This is a genomic window from Rhodocyclus gracilis (assembly GCF_009617575.1).
In the GTDB taxonomy this organism is placed as follows: Bacteria; Pseudomonadota; Gammaproteobacteria; order Burkholderiales; family Rhodocyclaceae; genus Rhodocyclus; species Rhodocyclus gracilis.
Genome location: NZ_WIXJ01000007.1, coordinates 132146 through 153199 on the forward strand (window position 1 = coordinate 132146; position 21054 = coordinate 153199).

The 21054-nt window shown below is 64.2% G+C and carries 23 protein-coding genes; 18 read left to right on the forward strand and 5 right to left on the reverse strand.

Annotation, left to right across the window (positions count from 1 at the left end):
- Positions 1–78: 78 nt before the first annotated feature.
- The 7 genes from ftsY (at position 79) to rpoH (ending at position 6572) form a co-directional block, all read left to right on the forward strand.
- On the forward strand, positions 79–1071 hold the full coding sequence (gene ftsY, locus GHK24_RS10650; RefSeq protein WP_153472856.1) for a signal recognition particle-docking protein FtsY: 993 nt from the start codon (positions 79–81) through the stop codon (positions 1069–1071).
- Positions 1068–1784, forward strand: a complete 717-nt coding sequence (locus GHK24_RS10655) for a cell division ATP-binding protein FtsE (protein ID WP_153472857.1) — start codon at positions 1068–1070, stop codon at positions 1782–1784. The genes ftsY and GHK24_RS10655 overlap by 4 nt, the downstream gene beginning before the upstream one ends.
- The gene (ftsX, locus tag GHK24_RS10660) at positions 1781–2680 is read left to right on the forward strand and encodes a permease-like cell division protein FtsX (RefSeq protein ID WP_153472858.1); all 900 of its coding nucleotides are present in this window, start codon (positions 1781–1783) and stop codon (positions 2678–2680) included. Before GHK24_RS10655 ends, ftsX begins: the two co-directional genes overlap by 4 nt.
- Positions 2681–2802: 122 nt before the next feature.
- On the forward strand, positions 2803–3456 hold the full coding sequence (locus tag GHK24_RS10665) for a BON domain-containing protein (RefSeq protein WP_153472859.1): 654 nt from the start codon (positions 2803–2805) through the stop codon (positions 3454–3456).
- Positions 3457–3511: 55 nt separating this feature from the next.
- Entirely contained in the window at positions 3512–4069 is a 558-nt protein-coding gene (locus GHK24_RS10670; RefSeq protein WP_228384661.1) for a DUF1269 domain-containing protein, read from the forward strand.
- Positions 4070–4209: 140 nt separating this feature from the next.
- A complete protein-coding gene (locus GHK24_RS10675) occupies positions 4210–5535 on the forward strand; it encodes a M18 family aminopeptidase (protein WP_153472860.1) in 1326 nt (441 codons plus the stop codon).
- A 188-nt stretch (positions 5536–5723) separates the two neighbouring features.
- Positions 5724–6572 (forward strand): RNA polymerase sigma factor RpoH, encoded by an 849-nt coding sequence (rpoH, locus tag GHK24_RS10680; RefSeq protein ID WP_153472861.1) that lies wholly within the window; start codon positions 5724–5726, stop codon positions 6570–6572.
- A gap of 117 nt (positions 6573–6689) precedes the next feature.
- Here the strand turns inward: rpoH and mpl are convergent, their stop codons facing one another.
- Positions 6690–8057 carry a UDP-N-acetylmuramate:L-alanyl-gamma-D-glutamyl-meso-diaminopimelate ligase gene (gene mpl / locus GHK24_RS10685; RefSeq protein ID WP_153472862.1) on the reverse strand — a complete coding sequence of 456 codons (1368 nt, stop codon included), beginning with the start codon at positions 8055–8057 and terminating at the stop codon, positions 6690–6692.
- 223 nt (positions 8058–8280) lie between these two features.
- On the opposite strand from mpl, the gene GHK24_RS10690 reads away from it, so the two are divergent.
- From GHK24_RS10690 to GHK24_RS10740, 11 genes are all read left to right on the forward strand, one after another.
- Positions 8281–8892, forward strand: a complete 612-nt coding sequence (locus GHK24_RS10690; RefSeq protein ID WP_153472863.1) for a hypothetical protein — start codon at positions 8281–8283, stop codon at positions 8890–8892.
- The gene (locus tag GHK24_RS10695; protein ID WP_153472864.1) at positions 8889–9449 is read left to right on the forward strand and encodes a TlpA family protein disulfide reductase; all 561 of its coding nucleotides are present in this window, start codon (positions 8889–8891) and stop codon (positions 9447–9449) included. Before GHK24_RS10690 ends, GHK24_RS10695 begins: the two co-directional genes overlap by 4 nt.
- A gap of 172 nt (positions 9450–9621) precedes the next feature.
- Positions 9622–10125, forward strand: coding sequence for a type II 3-dehydroquinate dehydratase (gene aroQ / locus GHK24_RS10700; RefSeq protein ID WP_153472865.1), 504 nt, complete (start codon positions 9622–9624; stop codon positions 10123–10125).
- 54 nt (positions 10126–10179) lie between these two features.
- Positions 10180–10647: an acetyl-CoA carboxylase biotin carboxyl carrier protein gene (gene accB / locus GHK24_RS10705; RefSeq protein WP_153472866.1), complete on the forward strand. Its 468-nt coding sequence runs from the start codon at positions 10180–10182 to the stop codon at positions 10645–10647.
- An 8-nt stretch (positions 10648–10655) separates the two neighbouring features.
- Positions 10656–12020, forward strand: a complete 1365-nt coding sequence (accC, locus tag GHK24_RS10710; protein WP_153472867.1) for an acetyl-CoA carboxylase biotin carboxylase subunit — start codon at positions 10656–10658, stop codon at positions 12018–12020.
- Between the two features lie 8 nt (positions 12021–12028).
- Positions 12029–12928, forward strand: a complete 900-nt coding sequence (gene prmA / locus GHK24_RS10715; protein ID WP_153472868.1) for a 50S ribosomal protein L11 methyltransferase — start codon at positions 12029–12031, stop codon at positions 12926–12928.
- 15 nt (positions 12929–12943) lie between these two features.
- Positions 12944–14077, forward strand: a complete 1134-nt coding sequence (locus tag GHK24_RS13915; protein WP_153472869.1) for a DUF3426 domain-containing protein — start codon at positions 12944–12946, stop codon at positions 14075–14077.
- Positions 14078–14139: 62 nt separating this feature from the next.
- Positions 14140–15075: a carbohydrate kinase family protein gene (locus tag GHK24_RS10725; protein ID WP_153472870.1), complete on the forward strand. Its 936-nt coding sequence runs from the start codon at positions 14140–14142 to the stop codon at positions 15073–15075.
- 68 nt (positions 15076–15143) lie between these two features.
- Entirely contained in the window at positions 15144–15611 is a 468-nt protein-coding gene (locus GHK24_RS10730) for an outer membrane lipoprotein (protein WP_153472871.1), read from the forward strand.
- A gap of 166 nt (positions 15612–15777) precedes the next feature.
- Positions 15778–16536: a GNAT family N-acetyltransferase gene (locus GHK24_RS10735; protein WP_153472872.1), complete on the forward strand. Its 759-nt coding sequence runs from the start codon at positions 15778–15780 to the stop codon at positions 16534–16536.
- 339 nt (positions 16537–16875) lie between these two features.
- A complete protein-coding gene (locus GHK24_RS10740; protein ID WP_153472873.1) occupies positions 16876–17766 on the forward strand; it encodes a lysophospholipid acyltransferase family protein in 891 nt (296 codons plus the stop codon).
- A 19-nt stretch (positions 17767–17785) separates the two neighbouring features.
- On the opposite strand, the gene GHK24_RS10745 is transcribed toward GHK24_RS10740, so the two are convergent.
- From GHK24_RS10745 to GHK24_RS10760, 4 genes are all read right to left on the reverse strand, one after another.
- Positions 17786–18622, reverse strand: a complete 837-nt coding sequence (locus tag GHK24_RS10745; protein WP_153472874.1) for a symmetrical bis(5'-nucleosyl)-tetraphosphatase — start codon at positions 18620–18622, stop codon at positions 17786–17788.
- A 21-nt stretch (positions 18623–18643) separates the two neighbouring features.
- Positions 18644–19657 (reverse strand): UDP-glucose 4-epimerase GalE, encoded by a 1014-nt coding sequence (gene galE / locus GHK24_RS10750; RefSeq protein ID WP_153472875.1) that lies wholly within the window; start codon positions 19655–19657, stop codon positions 18644–18646.
- A 201-nt stretch (positions 19658–19858) separates the two neighbouring features.
- The gene (locus GHK24_RS10755) at positions 19859–20170 is read right to left on the reverse strand and encodes an H-NS histone family protein (protein ID WP_153472876.1); all 312 of its coding nucleotides are present in this window, start codon (positions 20168–20170) and stop codon (positions 19859–19861) included.
- A gap of 428 nt (positions 20171–20598) precedes the next feature.
- Positions 20599–21054: integrase core domain-containing protein (locus GHK24_RS10760; protein WP_153472877.1), on the reverse strand; the 456-nt coding region annotated here is incomplete at its 5' end.

Here is a 21054-nt window from a genome sequence, read left to right on the forward strand (position 1 = left end):
CGCCGCCGGCGCGATGTCGCCGATCTGCCGTGCAATCTTAGCAACAATCGACTCCCCGCCCGCCCACTGACGCCGCCCATGTTTGGTTTTCTGAAAAAATCCACCGACGCCGCACATAGCGCGCCGGAATCGGTCGCCGCACCCGGCTGGCGCGAACGGCTGAAAGCCGGACTGGCGCGCACGCGTTCGCAGCTGGGCGGACTTGGCTCCGTCTTCGCCCGCGGCAAGGTCGACGCCGAACTGCTCGAAGAGCTCGAATCGCTGCTGTTGATGAGCGATGTCGGCATCGAAGCCACGCAACGTCTGCTCGACGCCCTGAAGGCCCGCGCCAAGCGCGAAAAGCTCGAAACACCGCAGGCGATCCAGCAGGCGCTGGCCGACGCGCTGCATGAAATCCTGCTGCCGCTCGAAGAGCCGCTCGACATCTCGACGCACAAGCCCTTCGTCATAATGCTCGCCGGCATCAACGGCGCCGGCAAGACGACCTCGATCGGCAAGCTCGCCAAGCACTTCCAGGCGCAGGGCAAGAGCGTGCTGCTCGCCGCCGGCGACACTTTCCGCGCCGCCGCGCGCGAACAGCTGGAAACCTGGGGCGAACGCAACGGCGTCACCGTCATCGGCCAGGACGGCGGCGACCCGGCAGCGGTGATCTTCGACGCCATCGCCTCGGCGCGCGCACGCGGCATCGATGTCGTCCTTGCCGACACTGCCGGCCGCTTGCCGACGCAGCTGCATCTGATGGAAGAAATCGCCAAGGTGCGCCGCGTTATCAAAAAGGCCGACCCGAGCGCGCCACACGAAACCCTGATGGTGCTTGACGCCAACATTGGCCAGAACGCGCTGGCGCAAGTGCAGGCCTTCGACCGCGCCATTTCCGTGACGGGCCTGGTGCTGACCAAGCTCGACGGCACCGCCAAGGGCGGCGTCGTCGCTGCCATCGCCGCGCATTGCCCGAAGCCGATCCGCTTCATCGGCGTCGGCGAAGGCATTGACGATCTGCGCCCCTTCAAGGCCCGCGAATTCGTCGACGCCTTGTTCGCCGACACCCACGCGGGAGCCGCTGCGGCATGATCACCGCGAGCGCCGTCTGCAAGCGTTACGCGGAAGGCCGCGAAGCGCTCAAGGATGTGAGCTTTGATATCGCCGATGGCGATTTCGCCTACATTACCGGCCGCTCCGGCGCCGGCAAGACGACGCTGTTTCGCCTGTTCGCCGCCATTGAGCGCCCCAGCTCCGGCGGCATCGTCGTCAATGGGCAGAACCTCGCCGCACTCGGCCGTAAGGCCGTGCCTTACCTGCGCCGCAATATCGGCCTCGTCTTTCAGGACCAGAAGCTGCTGTTCGACCGCAACGCACTCGCCAATGTGTTGCTGCCGCTGTCCATCGTCGGTCTGCCGGCACGCGAAGCCGAACGGCGCGCGCTCGCCGCGCTCGACAAGGTCGGCCTGCTCGACCGCGCCAAGGCCATGCCGGTCGCCCTCTCCGGTGGTGAGCAGCAACGTCTGGCGATCGCCCGCGCGGTGGTCAACCGCCCGTCGCTGCTGCTCGCCGACGAACCGACCGCCAACCTCGACACCGACTCGGCCACCGACATTCTCGGCATCTTTCGCGCCTTTCATCAGGTCGGCGTCACCGTCGTCGTTGCCACGCACGATCCACAAGCACTCGCCGACGTGAAGCCGCGCGTCCTGCGTCTCGATAGCGGACGTCTGCTCAGTGACAGCCCGCTGGGCGCTGCGCCACCCAGCGCGGGCGGACTCGCCACGGGGGGCGCGGCACGATGAGCATCTGGTTCGGACAACATCGTGCCGCGCTGGTCGACGCCGTGCGCCGACTGGCAAGTTCGCCGCTTAACTCGGCGCTGTCGCTGCTCGTCATCGGCATCGCGCTGGCCCTGCCGGCCGCCGGCTGGCTCGCCATCGACAATCTGCGCGCCGCCGTTGGTAATGTCGCGCAGATCCAGCAGATCAGTGTCTTCCTGACAACTGACGCCAGCGCCCGTGACATTGCCGATATCGAAAAACGTCTGCGCTCAAGCGGCATCGGCCGCTTCCGCTTCGTGCCGCGCGACGAGGCGCTCAAGCACCTGCAAGCGCGCGAAGGTATGGCAGATCTGGTCGCCGGACTGCCGCGCAACCCGCTGCCCGACGCCTTCGTCGTCGATGCCGAGAATGCCACGCCGGTCGCGCTGGAAGAAGCTGCGCGCACCTTCGCCGACTGGCCCAAAGTCGAGCATGTGCAACTCGACTCCGCGTGGGTGCGCCGCTTTGATGCCTTCCTGCGTATCGCTCGGCTGGCCGTCGGGCTGCTCGGTGCGCTATTCGCCGCCGGCCTGGCGGCAATCACCTTCAACACGATTCGTCTGCAAATCCTCGCGCACGCAGCAGAAATCGAAGTTGCCCGCCTGATCGGTGCGGGCGACGATTTCGTGCGGCGCCCCTTCCAGTACTACGGCGCCCTGCAAGGCATGCTGGGCGGCCTTCTCGCCGTCGGCATGGTCGCCGGCGGCGGCGCCCTGCTTGCCGGCCCGGCGGGCGAACTCGCCACGCTCTATGGCGGCAGCTTCGCCCTGCGTGGACCGAGCCCGCTCGAAATCGGTGCCTTAGCGGGCGGCGGCGCGCTGCTCGGCTGGCTCGGTGCGCAGGTATCGGTCGCCCTGCACCTGCGGCGCTTCGGCTAAACCTCTCGCGCATTCGCCGCCGCTCAGGGCGGGCCTTGCCAGTACGCTCTGTGCCCTGCCGCACAGACCGGCGCGCCGCCCCCCGCGCACGCTCGTCTCCCCTCACCCCGGTGGAGACGCATATGAAAACCGACTCGCAACTACAGCACGACGTGAGTGATGAACTCACCTGGGAACCCGCGGTGCACGCCGCGCAGATCGGCGTCGAAGCGAAAGACGGCGTGATCACGCTCGCCGGCGAAGTCGGCAGTTACGCTGAAAAATGGGCCGCCGAGCGCGCCGCGCAGCGCGTCGCGGGCGTCATGGCACTGGCCGTCGACATCGACGTCAAGCTCAACCCGCTGAGTAAACGTAGCGACGCCGATATCGCCCGCTCGGCAGAGAACGTTCTGGAGTGGATGACAGCCCTGCGCGACGGCTGCGTCAAAGTGATCGTCGAAGATGGCTGGATCACGCTCTCCGGCGAGGTCGATTGGCACTACCAACGGCAGGCGGCGGTCGATGCCGTATGCCATCTGCTCGGCGTCACCGGCGTCAGCGATCAGATCGCCATCAAGCCGGACGCCCCATTCAATGCCATCAAAAGCGATATCGAAGCGGCGATCAAGCGACGCGTCGACGGGCACGCCAACACCGTCCACGTCGCCGTGCACGACGCCGAAGTCACCTTGAGCGGCACCATTCGCGACTGGTCGGAGCGCGATCTCGTCACGCATGCTGCGTGGTGCACGCCCGGCGTGCGCCGCGTCATCGACCGCCTGACCGTCGCCAGCTGATTCCTCCCGTACCACTCCGCTCGCCAATCCCGCACTCTTCTGTGGAGAGACCGTCATGAGCCAAGAATCGCTGCCGTTTTATTCTTTCAACACCCACCGCGAAGCCGACGACGCCATCAAGGCGCTCGGCGATGCGGGCTTCGACATGAAAAAGCTCTCGCTGGTCGGCAAGGGCTGCCATAGCGAGGAGCAGCCCGTCGGCTTCTACTCGGCCGGCGACCGCATCAAGGCATGGGGCGGCGTCGGCGCCTTCTGGGGCGGCATCTGGGGGCTGCTGCTGGCGCCGGCGGTATTCTTCCTGCCCGGCGTGGGCGTCGTCGCCATGGCCGGCCCGCTGGCAACGGCGCTGATCGGCGCGCTCGAAGGGGCGGTGGTCGTCGGCGGCCTTTCGGCACTGGGTGCGGCATTGAGCCAGATCGGCATGACTACTGAGCACGCTCTCAAATACGAAACCGTGCTGAAAGCTGACAAGTACCTGCTCACCGTCCACGGCAGCGCCGCCGACCATGCGCAGGTAAAAGAAGTGCTGGCGCAGGCCGATCCGCATTCGCACGCGCACGTCCTCTCACCAGCGCCAACGCCAAGCGGATTCGGCGCACAAGCGGTGGCCTGAGACCCGCTCCGTGTATCGCGCCCTCATGCCTGACGACGCGGGGCGCCGCCTCTTGTATGCTTGGCGTCAGCTTGTACGCACGCGGACTCGGCGTGCGTCTGTCCCCACGTCGTACAGCCTCTCCTCTTGCCCAACACGCCATGTCCAGCACGCCCACTTCACTGATCGACACCGCCCACGCCACCGCGCGCACGCTGCTCGACTTCATCGACGCCAGCCCCAGCCCGTGGCACGCCGTCGCCCGTACCGAAGAAGATCTGCGCGCGCACGGTTTCACGCCGCTCGACGAAACGCAGCGCTGGCAACTCAGCACCGGCGGGCGCTACTACGTCGTCCGCGGCGGCTCGTCGATCATCGCCTTCGTTATCGGCACACGCCCCTTGGTGGAGAGCGGCCTGCGTATCGTCGGCGCACACACCGACTCGCCCGGACTGCGCCTGAAACCGCACGCCGCGCATGTCGCGGATGGCCTGTTGCGCCTAGGCGTTGAAGTCTACGGCGGCCCCATCCTTGCCACCTTTACCGACCGCGACCTGAGTCTCGCCGGGCGCGTCGTCGTGCGGGGCGCAACGGGGCCGAGCCTGCGGCGCGTGCGCTTCGAGCAGGCGCTGTTACGGCTGCCCAACCTCGCCATCCACATGAATCGTGACGTCAACGAGCATGGTCTGAAACTCAACCGGCAGAACGAGTTACCGTTGCTGCTGGCGCTCGCAGCCGGCAACGACGCACAATCGCCCAATGAGCGTCTGCGCCAACTGCTCGCCGACGCCATCGCCTGTGAGCAACGCGACATCCTGAGCTGGGAATTGGCTGTCCATGATGTGCAAGCGGGCGCCTTCTGGGGTGCCGACAAGGCCTTCATCGCCAGCCGCCAACTCGACAACCTCGCCTCCTGCCACGCCGCCCTCGCAGCCCTGGTGGCCACACCCGACCCTGACGCCACCTGCATCGCCGCGTTCTTCGACCATGAAGAAGTCGGCAGCGAAAGCGCCACAGGCGCCGGCGGCAGCTTCATTGGCGATGTGCTCGCGCGAATCGCAGGACAAGCCGGACTCGACGCAGAAGACCGTCAGCGCTGCCTGTCGCGCAGTTTTTTCATCAGCGCCGACATGGCACACGCCTACCATCCGAGCTTCCCGTCCGCCTACGAACCCGCCCACAAGGCGATGGTAAACGCCGGGCCGGTCATCAAGAGCAACGCCAACCAGCGCTATGCGACCAACGCCGAGACTGCCGCCCGCTTCATCCTCCTCTGCGAGCGCGCGGGCGTCCCGTACCAGCAGTACGCGCACCGCAGCGACCTCTCCTGCGGCAGCACGATTGGTCCGACCCTCGCCGCGCAATTGGGAATTTCCTGCGTCGATGTCGGCGCACCGCTCTGGGCCATGCACAGCATCCGCGAAAGCGCCGGAGTACTCGACCACACCTATATGATTCAGGCGCTGTCGGCGCACTTCGCGAGCTAGCGATGCGTGTCACACGCATGTCTTGATTGCTCGACCTGCGCGATGGTCGCCGGGCCGTTTGTGTGCAGCGCCGCTAGCGTGAGACGAAGGAGGAAGCGCCGTCCAAACGCGAACTCCCGCACAACTTAGCACTCTCAAGCAGTGAGTGCTAAAATCTTCCCAACACTTCTCGAAGGAGACACTGCTTCATGACGCAAGCGATCGCGCTTCCGCTCCCTTCAGCCGTTGGCGACATCGACGCCTACATCCGGGCGGCGAATCGCTTTCCTCTGCTCACCGAACAGGAAGAGTTCGACTGCGCCACCCGTTTTCGCGATCACGAAGATCTCGACGCGGCGCGGCGCTTGGTGCTTTCGCATCTGCGACTCGTCATTTCCATCGCGCGCGGTTACCTGGGTTACGGCCTGCCGCACGCCGACCTGATTCAGGAAGGCAATATCGGCCTGATGAAGGCGGTCAAGCGCTTCGACCCGGCACGCGGCGTGCGCCTGGTCTCATTTGCCACGCACTGGATCAAAGCGGAAATTCACGAATACGTCGTCCGCAACTGGCGTATGGTCAAGATGGCGACGACGAAAGCACAGCGCAAGCTGTTCTTTAATCTTCGCAGCATGAAAACCGACAGTTCGACGCTGTTGCCTGCACAAATCGCCGATATCGCCCACCGCCTGAGCGTCAAACCGGAAGAAGTCGCCGAAATGGAGACGCGGCTCTCCGGTCGCGACATGGCGATGGAAGCGAACGAGGACGACGACGAGACCTTCGCGCCGATCTCCTATCTCGCCGATCACCATAGCGAGCCGACGCAAATCCTCGAGGCCCGCGCACGCGAACACCTGCAAAGCGAAGGACTGCAAGAAGCACTCGCTGCCCTCGACCCGCGCAGCCGGCGCATCATCGAAACCCGCTGGCTGGCGGACGAGCAGTCGGCAACGCTGCACGATCTCGCTGCCGAATTCGGCGTCTCGGCCGAACGCATTCGCCAGATCGAGGCCAAGGCGCTGCAAAAAATGCGCGGCGTCCTCGCCACCGCCTGAGTTCGCCATCTCTTCACGAACCGCAAGGCGCGGCCTTACTAGCGGGGATACGTTCGCCCCGGCTCGCCACAGGGCGACGAGAAAGCCCGACCTACCTCTTGCCCTGCGCCAACCTCTTTACGCTGCCGCGCCAGCCAGCGCCGCCAGCAGCTTCTCGTGAATCCCGCCGAAGCCGCCGTTGCTCATGACCAGCACGTGGTCGCCCGAGTGCGCCTCGGCGACAATCGCACGCACCAGTTCGGGCACGTTGTCCGCAACGAAGAGATGATCGGCCAGTGGCGCCAAGGCTTCTGCAGGATTCCAGCCCAAGCCTGCCGAACTGCAAAACACGCGATCCGCCTCGCCTAAGGCGGCGGGCAGCTGAGCTTTCATCACTCCCAGCTTCATCGTATTCGAACGCGGCTCAATCACCGCAAGAATGCGGCTTTTACCGATCTTTTTCCGCATACCCGAGAGAGTCGTAGCGATAGCGGTCGGGTGATGGGCAAAATCGTCGTAGACCGACACCCCTTTCTCGACGCCACGCAACTCCAGACGCCGGCGCACGCCGACAAAGCGCGACAGCGCCTCAATCCCGCGCTCCAGAGGCACGCCGACGTGGCGCGCCGCGAGAAGTGACGCCACGGCGTTGGCCCGATTGTGCTCACCGGTGAGCGACCAGGATGTTTCGCCAATCGCTTCGCCGCCCTGATACAAGACAAAGCGCCCAGTCGCATCATCACCCTCGGCGTGCCAGCCCGCCGACTCGTTGAAGGCCTCGACGGGCGTCCAGCAGCCACGCGCCAGCACGCGCGACAGCGCCGCCTCGGCGGCATTGCACACGATCAGCCCGGAGCGCGGAAGCGTTCGCACGAGATGATGAAACTGCCGCTCGATCGCGCCAATATCGTCGAATATGTCGGCATGATCGAACTCAAGGTTATTAAGTACCAAGGTGCGCGGCGAGTAGTGCACGAACTTCGAGCGCTTGTCGCAAAACGCCGTGTCGTATTCGTCAGCCTCGATGACAAAGAAGGGAGAATCGGCCAGATTCCCGGCCAAACGCGCCGACACACCAAAATTCTGCGGCACTCCGCCGATCAAGAAGCCCGGCGAAAGTCCTGCGTCTTCGAGAATCCACGCCAGCAGCGACGAAGTCGTCGTCTTGCCGTGTGTACCGGCAACCGCCATCACCCAGCGGCCGCGCAGGACGTGCTCTGCCAACCACTGCGGCCCGGAAACATAAGGCAACCCGCGATCGAGAATGGCCTCCAGAAGCGGATTGCCGCGCGACACCGCGTTGCCAACGACGTAGATATCGGCGCCAAGATCGATCTGCGCGGGGTCATAGCCTTCGATCAAGCGAATACCGGCCGCACTCAACTGATCGCTCATCGGCGGATAGACCCCCGCATCGCAGCCACTCACCTCGTGCCCCGCCGCGCGCGCCAGCTGCGCCAAACCGCCCATGAAGGTGCCGCAGATGCCAAGAATATGTAGGTGCATGCGTGTGCCCGGCAAGTTTTGCAAAGGCGCGATTGTACCGCCCACTCCGAGACGCGCGCCGCCCACGCGCAACACCGGCCGCCAGCACGACACTCCGCGTCGCGAAAACGCAGGCGACACTTGCCAGCGCCTCACGGCAAGGCTAGTCTCAGCACGCCAATCATCCAGCGCCCGGACACCTGCGCCGTTTCCCGCCCGCCCACCGTTTGGACTGAGAACGCCGATGCCCCGCCGAAGAGACCGCAATAGCTCGCCCCAGCAACGCGCCTTGATCGCCGGCGCCGCCGCCCGATTAATCGCTGAAGACGGCATCGCCGACTACGGCACGGCCAAGCGCAAGGCAGCACGCCGTCTTGGCATTCCGGAAAGCGCGGGCTTGCCCGACGACAGCGAAGTCGAACTCGAACTGCGCACGCGCCAGCGGCTGTTTCACGATGGCGAGCAGCAGCATCGCCTTACGCACCTGCGCCGGGTCGCGCTGGAAGTGATGTCGCTCGTCGAACCCTTCACGCCCTATCTCAGTGGCTCGGTGGCCGATGGCAGCGCGGGCCGGCATGCCGAAATCGATCTCCAACTCTTCACCGACAGCGCCAAAGACGTCGAAATCTTCTTGCTCAATCGTCGCCTGGATTTTCAGCATAGCGTTCCGCGCAGCGAACGCGCCGAAGCCGTGATCACCCTTGAGCACGACGGCGCCATCGTCAATCTGGTCATCTACCCCAAGCAGGAAGAACGCTATACCGCCAAGGGACGCGATGGACGCCCGCGCGAACGAATTCGTTTGTCCGCACTCAAGAACCTGCTTGCCGATGTAACCACCGAGGACACTCAATGAATAAAGGCATCATTGCCATCGCCGCCGTCACCATTGCCATCGCCGCTGCTTTCGCGGCGATTTATGCGGAATCCGGCGATGGAAGCGTAAAAAAGAGCGCCGTTTCGACGAAGATAAGCCCCGTGGGGAGCACACAGGTACTCGCCGCGACGCTCACCGATGCATCCGGGCACACGCAGGCTATGGCGCAATGGCGAGGGAAGACGCTGGTGGTTAATTTCTGGGCCGCGTGGTGTCCGCCTTGCCGCGAAGAGATGCCAGCATTTTCACGCGTGCAGGAAAAATATCGTGAGCGAGGGGTTCAATTTGTCGGCATTGCTCTCGATTCCGCTGACAACGTGAAGGCTTTTGCGCGAGATACCCCTGTCAGCTACCCGTTGCTCGTCGCCTCCGACGACGGCGCGGACTTGGCGCGCAGCGCGGGCAACACCACCGTCGCACTTCCCTACACACTGATCATCGACGCCACTGGTAAGGCCCGCTACGCGCATCTCGGCTACCTGGCCGAAAATGATCTCGAAAGCCTTTTGCAACAGACACTTGATAAGCAACCTTAGTCGCCTGACTGATTCGCAGGCAGAGAGCCCGCCTGTTCAAATTGTCGCGCCCGCGCACCGGGCGCCATAACGAAAGTCGGGGGTGGCTCCTCCCCAGACAAAATGCGGTGCAAAAGACCGTAAACCTAGTCAAGGTGGACAACGTGCAGCCAATTACGGCAAACTTGCAGCCATGAAAAAGCAGAAGTCGACGCAAAAAACGGCCTCCGCCACGGCGGATACGGGGGAAGATGCGCCGCGTTTGCTGGTCATTCACGGCCCGAACCTGAATCTTCTCGGTTCGCGCGAGCCGGACTACTACGGTCTGACCACCCTTGCTGACATCAATCAGGCCCTGGCGCGTCGCGCTGCGGCCGCTGGCGTTGACCTCGACTGCTTCCAGAGCAATCACGAAGGTGCGCTGATCGAGCGCATCCACGCGGCGCACGAACAAGGTGTTCGCTATCTGATCATCAATCCCGCCGCCTACACGCACACCAGTGTTGCGCTACGCGACGCAATCGCGGCGGTCCGCATTCCCTTCGTCGAAGTACACCTGTCCAACGTGCATGCGCGCGAGTCTTTCCGCCATCACTCGTACTTTTCAGACATCGCCATCGGCGTCATTACCGGTCTGGGCAGTGAAGGCTACCTGCTCGCTCTGGAATACCTGCTGAGCCGGCTGAAATCGGATTAATGCCCGCGCGCCCACCCGCAGCGCCGGCAACACCCAATATTTAGGAGAAACCACATGGATTTGCGCAAACTCAAAAAACTGATCGACCTCGTTCAGGAATCGGGAATTTCCGAACTGGAAGTGACCGAAGGCGAAGAAAAGGTTCGTATCGCCAAGCAGTCGCCTTACCCGACGGCAGGCGCCGCCAACTGGGCGCCGCCGCAATACGCCGCCCCGGCACCGCAAGCCCTCGGCGCTCCAGCGCCTTCCTCGGTCTCGCTCGACGACGATGACGACGAAGATACGGAAGGCACGCCGGTTAACTCGCCGATGGTTGGCACCTTCTATCGCGCCGCCAGCCCTGGCGCGGAACCCTTCGTCGAAGTCGGCTCGACCGTCAAGGTCGGCGACACCCTGTGTATCGTCGAAGCGATGAAGCTGCTCAACGAAATCGAATCCGATTGTGCGGGCACGGTGAAAGCGATCCTCGTCGAAAACGGTCAACCGGTCGAGTTCGGCGAACCGCTGTTCATCATCGGCTAAGGCGCGCCATGTTCGGCAAAGTCCTCATCGCCAATCGCGGCGAAATCGCCCTGCGCATCCAGCGCGCCTGCCGTGAGCTCGGCATCAAGACCGTCGTCGTGCACTCAGAAGCCGACCGCGACGCCAAGTACGTGCGTCTCGCTGACGAGTCTGTGTGTATCGGCCCGGCGCCTTCGGCACTAAGCTACCTCAACATTCCGGCGATCATCTCGGCCGCTGAAGTCACCGACGCCGAGGCCATCCACCCTGGCTACGGCTTCCTCTCCGAAAACGCGGACTTCGCCGAGCGTGTCGAAAGCTCGGGCTTCGTTTTCATCGGCCCGCGCCCGGAAACGATTCGCCTGATGGGCGACAAGGTCTCGGCCAAGGCAGCGATGCGCGCAGCGGGCGTCCCCTGCGTTCCCGGCTCCGACGGCGCATTGTCCGACGATCCGCGCGAAATCCAGATGACGGCGCGCGCCATCGGCTACCCGGTGATCATCAAGGCGGCCGGCGGTGGCGGCGGACGTGGCATGCGCGTCGTGCACACGGAAGCGGCGCTCATCAACGCCGTCGCGATGACCAAACAAGAGGCACAAACTGCTTTCGGCAATCCCATGGTTTACATGGAAAAATTTCTGGAAAATCCGCGTCACGTGGAAATCCAGGTGCTCGCCGACAGCTACCGTAACGCCGTCTATCTACGCGAGCGCGACTGCTCGATGCAGCGCCGCCACCAGAAGATCATCGAAGAAGCGCCGGCCCCCGGCATTGCCTCGCGTTACCTGACGCGCATTGGCGAACGTTGCGCCGACGCCTGCCGCCGCATCAACTACCGTGGCGCCGGCACCTTCGAGTTCCTTTACGAAAACGGCGAGTTTTACTTCATCGAGATGAACACGCGGATTCAGGTCGAACATCCGGTTACCGAGATGATCAGCGGCCTTGATCTCGTGCAGGAGCAGATTCGCATTGCCGACGGCGAGAAGCTCCGCTTCCGCCAGCGCGACCTGCTGTTCCGCGGCCACGCCATCGAATGTCGTATTAACGCCGAAGATCCCTTCACGTTCGTCCCCTCTCCCGGCAAGATCAGCGTCTACCATCCGCCCGGCGGCCCCGGCATCCGCGTCGACTCGCATATTTACCAAGGCTACACGGTGCCGTCGCACTACGACTCGATGGTGGCCAAGGTGATTGCTTACGGCGACACCCGCGATCAGGCCATCCGCCGCATGCGCATTGCCCTCTCGGAAATGAGCATCGAAGGCATCAAGACCAACATCGCCTTGCACCAGGAGTTGATGCAAGACGCCCGCTTTATCGAAGGCGGCACCAGCATCCACTATCTGGAACACAAGCTCGCTGCGCGCGGCGAAGTGAAGAAGGGTAGCTAAGGCGCACCATGGGCTGGCTTTCCCTCGCCATCGAAACCCGCTGCGATCTCGCCGAGTCCCTTGCGGATGCGCTGATGGACGCTGGCGCGTTGTCGGCCAGCATCGAGGACGCCGACGCGGGCACCGAGGCCGAGACGCCGCAATTTGGCGAACCCGGCTCGGTGACGACGCCGGGCTGGGAGCGTTCGCGCGTCATCGCCCTGCTCGCCAGTGACGCCAATGCCGCAGCGATTCTTGGCGAGGCGGCGGCAGCGATTGGGCTGGCCGAAATCCCGGCGTGGACGACTGACCTTGTCGAAGAACAGGACTGGGTGCGTCTGACGCAAGCCCAATTCGAGCCCATTCGCGTTTCTGAGCGACTGTGGATCGTTCCCTCGTGGCACGAGGCGCCCGATCCTGAGGCCATTGTGCTGGTGCTCGACCCTGGCATGGCCTTCGGCACCGGATCCCACCCGACGACTCGCCTGTGCCTCGAATGGCTTGAGCGCGAAGTTCGCCCCGGCGACTCGCTGCTCGATTACGGTTGCGGTTCGGGCATCCTCGCCATCGCCGCCGCGCGGCTGGGCGCTACCAGCGTCAGCGGCATCGACATCGACCCGCAGGCATTGATCGCCGCGCGCGACAACGCTGAAGCCAACCACGTCACCGCCACGTTCATCGAAGCGGCCGAGCCGCTGACCACGCCTGCCGGCTACGACATCGTCGTCGCCAACATTCTGGCCAACCCGCTGCGCGCCCTGGCTCCGGCGCTGGTTGGTCATGTGCGGCCGGGTGGGCACCTGGCACTCTCAGGCATCCTCAGTGAGCAGGCCGACGAACTGATCGCCTGCTACGCGCCGTGGATCAGCCTTGGCGTTGCCGACACCCGCGACGGCTGGGTCTGCCTCGCCGGCAGGCGCGCGGACTAGGAAAGGGCGCCAGCCGTGAAGACGCGCTGCCCCGCCTGCACGACGACCTTCCGGGTCGTCCCCGATCAACTCAAGGCGCGCGCCGGCAAAGTGCGCTGCGGCCAATGCGGCGCCGTTTTCAACGCCCTCGACCAGCTCCAGGACGATCTGCCTGAAGCGACACCGCGTGGCGACGACATTGCGGCCAGCACGACCACAACGATCACGAGCGATCTGGCCACGCCAACGCTGACGCTCGATGCGGCAAGCGCGGGCAGCCACGCGGATTCGCCGTTCGAGCCAGAAAATCCGCAAAGCGCGCACGTCCCCGAGGCGTTTGTAGAAGAGGAGTCCACCGCCGAGAAACCACTCGTGCCACACGCCCGGCTGAACGATGTGGCCCCCATCCCGGTGGAGTTCGGAGAAGCCGAGCGGAATGAAGCACTCATGGTACGCGGCGAGGCAAGTACAGAAGAAAACGCATTGCCCGCCGAGCCGGCCGCATCGGAATTCCTCACCGAAATTGCGGACGACGCAGCACGCGTCGAGCCCCCCCTCGCCGCCCATCAAGGCGAAACGGCTGCTGCAACGCCGGACGATGGCGGCGTCTTGCCGCGCCAGATGACCGAGATTCCCGGCTACAGCAAATGGAGCGAAGGCGCACGTCCGACACCGCTGAGTGCGCCCGAAACGCCTGCCAACGGCCTCTTCGTCGCGGTCGCCGTATTGCTGGGCGCGGTTCTGGCGGGGCAGGTGGTTTTTCAGTTCCGTAGCGAGCTGGCGGCCAGCCAGCCGTCTTTGCGCCCCGCGCTCGAGCGCTTTGCCGACGTTTTTAACGCGACACTGCCACCGTTGCGCCGCGCCGAACAACTGAGCATCGAAGGCTCCGACCTCCAGGCCGACCCGGCCAACGCCAGCCGCCTGCAATTGACCGGGACGCTGGCGAATCGGGCGCCCTACGCGCAGGCCTTGCCGCTCCTCGAGCTGACGCTGACCGACATCCACGATCAGGTGGTCGCCCGCAAGGTCTTCCCGCCGGAAATCTACCTGAGCGATCCTGCCAGCGTCGGCAGCGTCTTTGCTGCGCGCAGCGAAATCGCGCTGCGCCTCTCGCTCGAGGCGAAAGATATCGGCGCTGCCGGCTACCGGCTCTACGTTTTTTATCCCTGAACCCGCAGCGCGAGCGAATTTCGCGCCGCCGCCACTGCTTCGCTCACTTCACGGAATCGTCCATGTCCACGCTCATCTGCGGCTCCATCGCCTACGACACGATCATGATCTTTCATGATCGCTTCAAGAACCACATCCTGCCGGAACAGATCCACATCCTGAACGTAGCTTTCCTGACGCCGGAGATGCGCCGCGAGTTCGGCGGCTGTGCCGGCAACATCGCCTACAACCTGCAACTCATTGGCGGCGATCCGCTGATCATGGCGACGGTCGGCGACGACGCCGACATGTACCTCGCCCGACTCGACGCGCTGGGCCTCTCGCGCAAGCACGTCCGTCGCGTTGCCGACAGCTTCACGGCACAGGCATTCATCACGACCGACCTCGACAACAACCAGATCACCGCCTTCCACCCCGGCGCCATGAGTTTCTCGCATCTCAACCATGTCGCGGACACGCAAGGCGTCACGCTCGCCATCGTCGCCCCGGACGGCCGCGACGGCATGCAAAAGCACGCGCGCGACCTGGCCGCCGCCGGCATTCCCTTCCTCTTCGACCCCGGCCAGGGCCTGCCGATGTTCTCCGGCGATGACCTGCTCGAATTTTTGCGCCTCGCTGATTTCGCCTGCTTCAACGACTACGAAGCGCAATTGCTGTGCGATCGCACCGGCCGCACCCTCGACGAACTCGCCGGCGAGGTGCGCGCGCTCATCGTCACGCGGGGCGGTGAAGGCTCGGAGATCCGTGCCGACGGGCAACTCATCAACATTCCCTGCGTCAAAGCCGACGCCATCCTTGACCCGACGGGCTGCGGCGACGCCTACCGTTCCGGCCTGCTCTACGGCATCAACGCCGGCTGGAACTGGGAAAAAACCGGGCGTCTCGCCTCGCTCATGGGCGCCATCAAGATCGCGCATCGCGGCGGCCAGAATCACACGCCGAGCCGCGATGAAATCAACCAGCGCTACGCCGGCGCTTTCGGCGAAAATCTCTGGTAGGTCGCCGTCTCGCCTCGCAGCGACATGCAGCGAACGCACAGGCGACCGATGACTACGAAAGGAACGCCATGAATACCACCTCACATCGTCTGGCGGCAGCACTGCTCGCCAGCGCCAGCCTCGTGACCCTCGCCGGTTGCGCCAGCAGCCGCTCCGGCAACGTCTACTCGCGCGATCAGGCCCGGCAGGAAATGACCGTGCGCCTGGGCGTCGTCGAAAGCGTTCGTGAAGTGCAGATGGAAGGCACCCACTCCGGCGCCGGCACGCTCGCAGGCGGCGCCATCGGCGGCGTTGCCGGCAGCAACATCGGAGGCGGCAACGGCCAGATCGTCGGCGCCATCGTCGGCGCCGTAGCGGGCGCCGTCGCCGGCAACGCCATCGAAAACAGGGCGACGGGCAAGACCGGGCTGGAAATCACCGTTCGCCTCGATCATGGCGGAATGGTCGCCATCGTTCAGGAAGCCGACGAGTACTTCGCCGCAGGACAGCGCGTGCGCGTGCTGTCCGGTCGCGGACAGTCGCGCGTCACCCACTGATAGAACAAGCGATACGCCCTCATCACCGATGCCGGCCATGCGCCGGCATCGCTCGTCTGGCTGGCCTTGGCGCCCTGCCGAACGGCGACCGAAACTTTCATCGGTCTGCAATTTCTCTGTAATGTCGCCCCCCTAAAGTTGCCCCGGACAACAACAGGGGACAACTATGACGACGACTCTCGATACCCGCCCGCAAGGCACTCGCCCGGCGCGGCAAAAACTCTCGGTCGATATCGCCCGCTGCGACCGCGAAATTCTCGAAGCCCAAAAACTGCGCTACCGCGTCTTCGCCGGCGAGCTGGGCGCCAATCTCGCAACGCGCACGCCGGGCGTCGATCACGACATTTACGACCCCTACTGCGACCACCTCGTCGTCCGCGACGAAACCTCCGGTGAGATCGTCGGCACCTACCGCATCCTCTCGCCCGAAAATGCCCGGCGCATCGGCGGCTACTACACCGAAAACGAATTCGACCTCACCCGTCTGCAACACCTGCGCCCGCACCTCGTCGAAATCGGCCGCTCCTGCGTGCATCCCGATTTCCGGACAGGCGCAACGATCACCATGCTGTGGGCCGGTCTCGCCCGCTACATGCGCGAAAACGGCCATGAATACCTGATCGGCTGCGCCAGCATCAGCATGGGCGACGGCGGCCACGCGGCAGCCAGCCTCTACAGCCAACTGGGCGAGCAGATGAGCCCGCTCGAGTACCGCGTTTTCCCACGCTGCCCACTGCCGCTGGCGGCCCTCAAGAACGATCTGCCGGCCGAAATGCCGCCGCTGATCAAGGGCTATCTGCGCGCCGGTGCCTACGTCTGCGGCGACCCGGCCTGGGATCCGGACTTCAACACGGCCGACCTGCCGCTGTTGCTGTCGATGTCACGCGTCGGCGACCGCTACGCGCGCCACTTCCTCAGCCGCTAGTCGGCGCGGCGCCACCACCGGATCACACGCACGCACGCAGGCGGGCGCGGCGCGCGCGGCACGGCCCGCCAGCGTCGGCGTCCCAGCCGCTTCGCCGCAGCCCCCTCCTCGCGTCCGGTTACTGCGTCGCGTAACGCGCCTCGCCGTAGTGCGGCGAAGGCGCAACCGCGGCAGCTTTGCGGCAAGCAACACCCACGCTGCGAATCGCCCTCGTCCCTCCGCCATCGACGGCGGGCACTGGCGCGGAGCGACAAAAGGCGTGCGTATAATCTGCCATCCCACTCTGATCGCGTTTCTCGCGCCCTCGCCACAGTGCCGAACACTCCTGAAACTGCGTCTTTGCCACTTCGCGCCATCCGGCTGTTACGACTGGCCTTGCATGTCATCTGGGGAATCAGCCTCGTCTGGGCGCTTTATCCGTTCATCCACGACCGTCGACGCCTGTGGCTCAAGCAGCGCTGGTCGCGGCAACTGCTCGATATCCTCGCGGTGCGTCTCGACGCTCATTTATCGAGCGCGGCGCCGGGCAGCCTGATCGTCGCCAATCACATCTCCTGGCTCGACATCTTTGCACTGAACGCGGCGCGACCGGTGGCCTTCATTTCCAAGGCCGAAGTGCGGCAATGGCCCCTGATTGGCTGGCTTTCGGCGCATACCGATACAGTCTTTCTCGAACGGGGCAGTCGCGCGCACGCCAAGGTGGTGAACGAGCGCATTGACGCGCTGCTCTCGGCCGAGAAGGACGTCGCCGTATTTCCGGAAGGAACGACGACGGACGGTACGCATCTGCTGGCCTTCCACGCCGCGCTGCTGCAACCGGCCATCGCCGCGGGGCGGCCGCTGCAACCCGTCGCCGTCTCCTACCATGAGCTTGACGGCAGCCGCAGCCTGGCGCCGGCGTACATTGGCGAAACGACGCTGCTCGAGTGCGTTCTGGCAATCATCAGCCGGCGCGGAATCATCGTTCGCGTGCAGCCCACCCCCGCGTTGCCGACGAGCAAACGCCATCGTCGCGAACTGGCGCACGCTGCCCGCGCCGCCATCGCCTTCCGGCTGGCCTTGCCGCTTGAACTCCCGGAAGTTACGGCGCCCGCCCCCCCCGCCGAGGCCGCCGCCGGAGTTGAACCCCAGCCAAACACCGCCCACGCGTCAGGCGCCGCAACTGATCGCGGCGCCCCCCGCAGCGCCACTGGCGACAGCAACGGCGATCAGCCCGTCGCGCAGCCCTGAACGAGTCCTTGGCGCCTGCTCAGGCGCGCGGCAACTCCAGAGGCACCGACTCGCCACTCGCGCAGTCGACCTGAAACAGGGCGCGATCTTCGAGGCGCAGGGCGGTCAAGCGCCCGCCCCAGAGGCAGCCGGAATCGAGCGCCAGCAGATTGGAGCGCAGGGTCAGGCCGAGCGCCGACCAATGGCCGACGACCATCACCGCATCGGCACTGCGCCGATGCGGGGCGTCGAACCAGGGCAGATAGCCCGCTGGTGCCTTGGCGACCTCGCCCTTCACTCGAAAATCCATGACGCCCGCCGCCGTGCAAAAACGCATTCGTGTCATGGCGTTGACGATCACCCGCAAGCGCGGCCAGCCAGCAAGATCGTCCGACCAGGCCGCCGGTTCGCTGCCCCAGAGGCGCGAGAGAAAGGTCTCGTAGTCGTCGCTGGACAGGGCGCTTTCGACCTCGGCGGCCAAGGCGCGCGCCTGCACGACGCTCCACTGCGGCAACAGGCCGGCGTGCACCATGCAAAATTCATTTTCAAGGTGACACAGGCGCTGCCGGCGCAACCAGTCGAGCAACTCGTCACGGTCGGGAGCGGCGAGAACCGCCGCCAGCGTATCGTCCTTGCCCCGCTTGCCATGGCCAGCTGCGACCATGAGCAAATACAAGTCGTGATTGCCAAGGACGGTGACCGCTGCATCGCCGAGCCCGCGGATGTAGCGCAACGTCTCCAGCGAACGCGGACCGCGATTGACGAGGTCGCCAACGAGCCAGAGGCGGTCGTGGGCCGGATCGAAGGCGCACAGATCGAGCAGGCGCCGGAACGAATCGAAACACCCCTGAATGTCACCGACCGCGTACGTCGCCATATCCTCCCCCTGATCTTTCGCCTATTTTTTCGTCAGCGCGGGCTGACGTTGCTGCCAGCGCCACGCGTCACGACACATGGCATCGATATCCCGCTGCGCGCGCCAGCCGAGCAGATGCTGCGCCGCTGCGGGATCGGCCCAACACTCCGCGATATCCCCCGGACGCCTACCGACGATGGCGAAAGGCAGCTCACGCCCGCACGCGGCAGAAAACGCCCGCACCATCTCCAACACGGAGGTGCCGCGCCCAGTGCCGAGATTCACCGTCAGCATACCCGCGTGCTGCGCCAGGTAGTTCAGTGCCGCCATGTGCCCGTCGGCGAGATCGACGACGTGAATGTAGTCGCGAACCCCCGTCCCATCCGGCGTCGGCCAATCGCCGCCAAAGACCGACAGCTTTTCGCGAACACCTGCCGCCACCTGCGCGACATAAGGCATCAGGTTATTTGGAATCCCCGTCGGCGACTCGCCCAGCAGCGCGCTCTCATGCGCGCCAACCGGATTGAAATAGCGCAGCCGGGCAATCCGCCAATCGGGATTCGCGGCAGCCATGTCGGCCAGCATATCTTCGATCATCAACTTGCTGGCACCGTACGGGTTGGTCGTCGCGCGCGGAAAATCCTCGCGAATCGGTACCGATGCGGGGTCGCCATACACCGTCGCCGACGAGCTGAAAACCAGAACACGCACGTCGGCCTCTTCCATCGCCGCCAACAACGCCGTCGTGCCGCCCACATTGCAATCGTAATAGCGCAGCGGCCACGCCACCGATTCGCCGACCGCTTTCAGTCCAGCAAAATGAATGACGGCATCAACAGGACACGTGGAAAATATCCGACGCAATAACGCACGGTCGCGCACATCGCCCTCAAAAACCGTCGGCGAAACCCCGGCCAATTCCTTGATGCGCTCAACAACAGAGGAATCGCTGTTGGACAGATTATCGAGGATCGTTACCTGATGATGAGCCGCCAGTAAGGCAACGCAGGTATGCGAACCGATATATCCAGTACCACCCGTAACCAGAATGTGCATAAGTCTCTCGAAGTTTGCGGCGCGCAGTCACCAGGATAAGGCCGCACGCCAATTACTGCGCGCTCTATCCAGCCTTCGGCGGCACGTGACGCACGTCATCGCGAAAACATCACAGGCATAACGCACACACCCAATAAAAAAGGCGCCTGGTCGCAAACAGTTGCGACGCGGCGCCTTTAGCGGCGAAGCGTGATCAGGCGATCAGGCGACGAGGAACTCGCTGCGCGTACGGCCAGCCGATTCCAGTGCCGTCAGCCACTTCGGCGCAACGCCACGGCCCGTCCACGTTTCACCGGCCGGGCCGCGATACTTGATCGCCACCGCCTTACGCAGTTTAGCCGGCGCCTTGGCCGCCCCCGACGCCTTGAAGCCGATATCCTCAGCCGTCAGGCCATGCGCGGCCACCCATTCACGAACCTGGGCAATTGCCGCCGCACGGGCGGCCTTGCGGGTTTCTTCGATTTGCTTGTCCAGCGCATCACGTTGCGCAATAAGGTCTTGTAGATTGCTCATCAGTCTCTCTCCATTGAATAAAACGTCCTGATACCCGGCCACTGTTTTTCCTGACCGGACACTGACCGAAAAGTTCTGCGCGGTAAAACGACCATCGCTCAACAGTACAAATCCCTACATACCGCAGCGCCGGATGGCCGCCAACGCTGTCACCGGCGATCATACCACTCAAAAAGACGTTTTATAACAATAACTACGGAAAGACAAAAGGACGCCGGACGAAGAAAGCGTCGCTGTTACGCCGCCCCAATGCAATCGCCATCATCCCACTATGCTGAAGGAAGCAAAACCTGAGCAGGTGAATGTAAAAATGGACGCACGCGAACGGTAAAAATCCGAGTTAAACATCAGAAACTTGTTACAAAAAATGACAGGCATAGGGTTTTAGGTGACTGAATCCCCTGACCTGCCTGACTTCTTCGGACCACTTATTCCTGGAGAACGGCCTCCGGTTGGGTGGTTGATAGACGGGCTTTCTTGAACGCCACTGGCGTCTGGTTACCCAGGCTCGAATGCGGGCGGACCTCATTGTAGTGCTGGCGCCATTGCTCGATGACCACCTTGGCCTCGAGCCGATGGCGGAACCACTTCATCGACAGGCACTCATCCCGAAACTTGCCGTTGAAGCGCTCGGTCGTCCCGTTTTGCCAAGGCTTGCCGGGATCGATCAGCGCCATGTCGAGATTCTGATCGGCCGCCCAGCGCAGTAGCGCGCAGGACACGAACTCGGGCCCGTTGTCCGACCGCAAGACCTGTGGGGCGCCGTGGATGCTGATCAGTCGGGAAAGAACCTCCACGACCCGCGCCGAACGGATCGAGCCGGCCACATCAATCGCCAGGCACTCGCGGGTGTATTCGTCGATGACGGTCAGGCATTTCAGTGC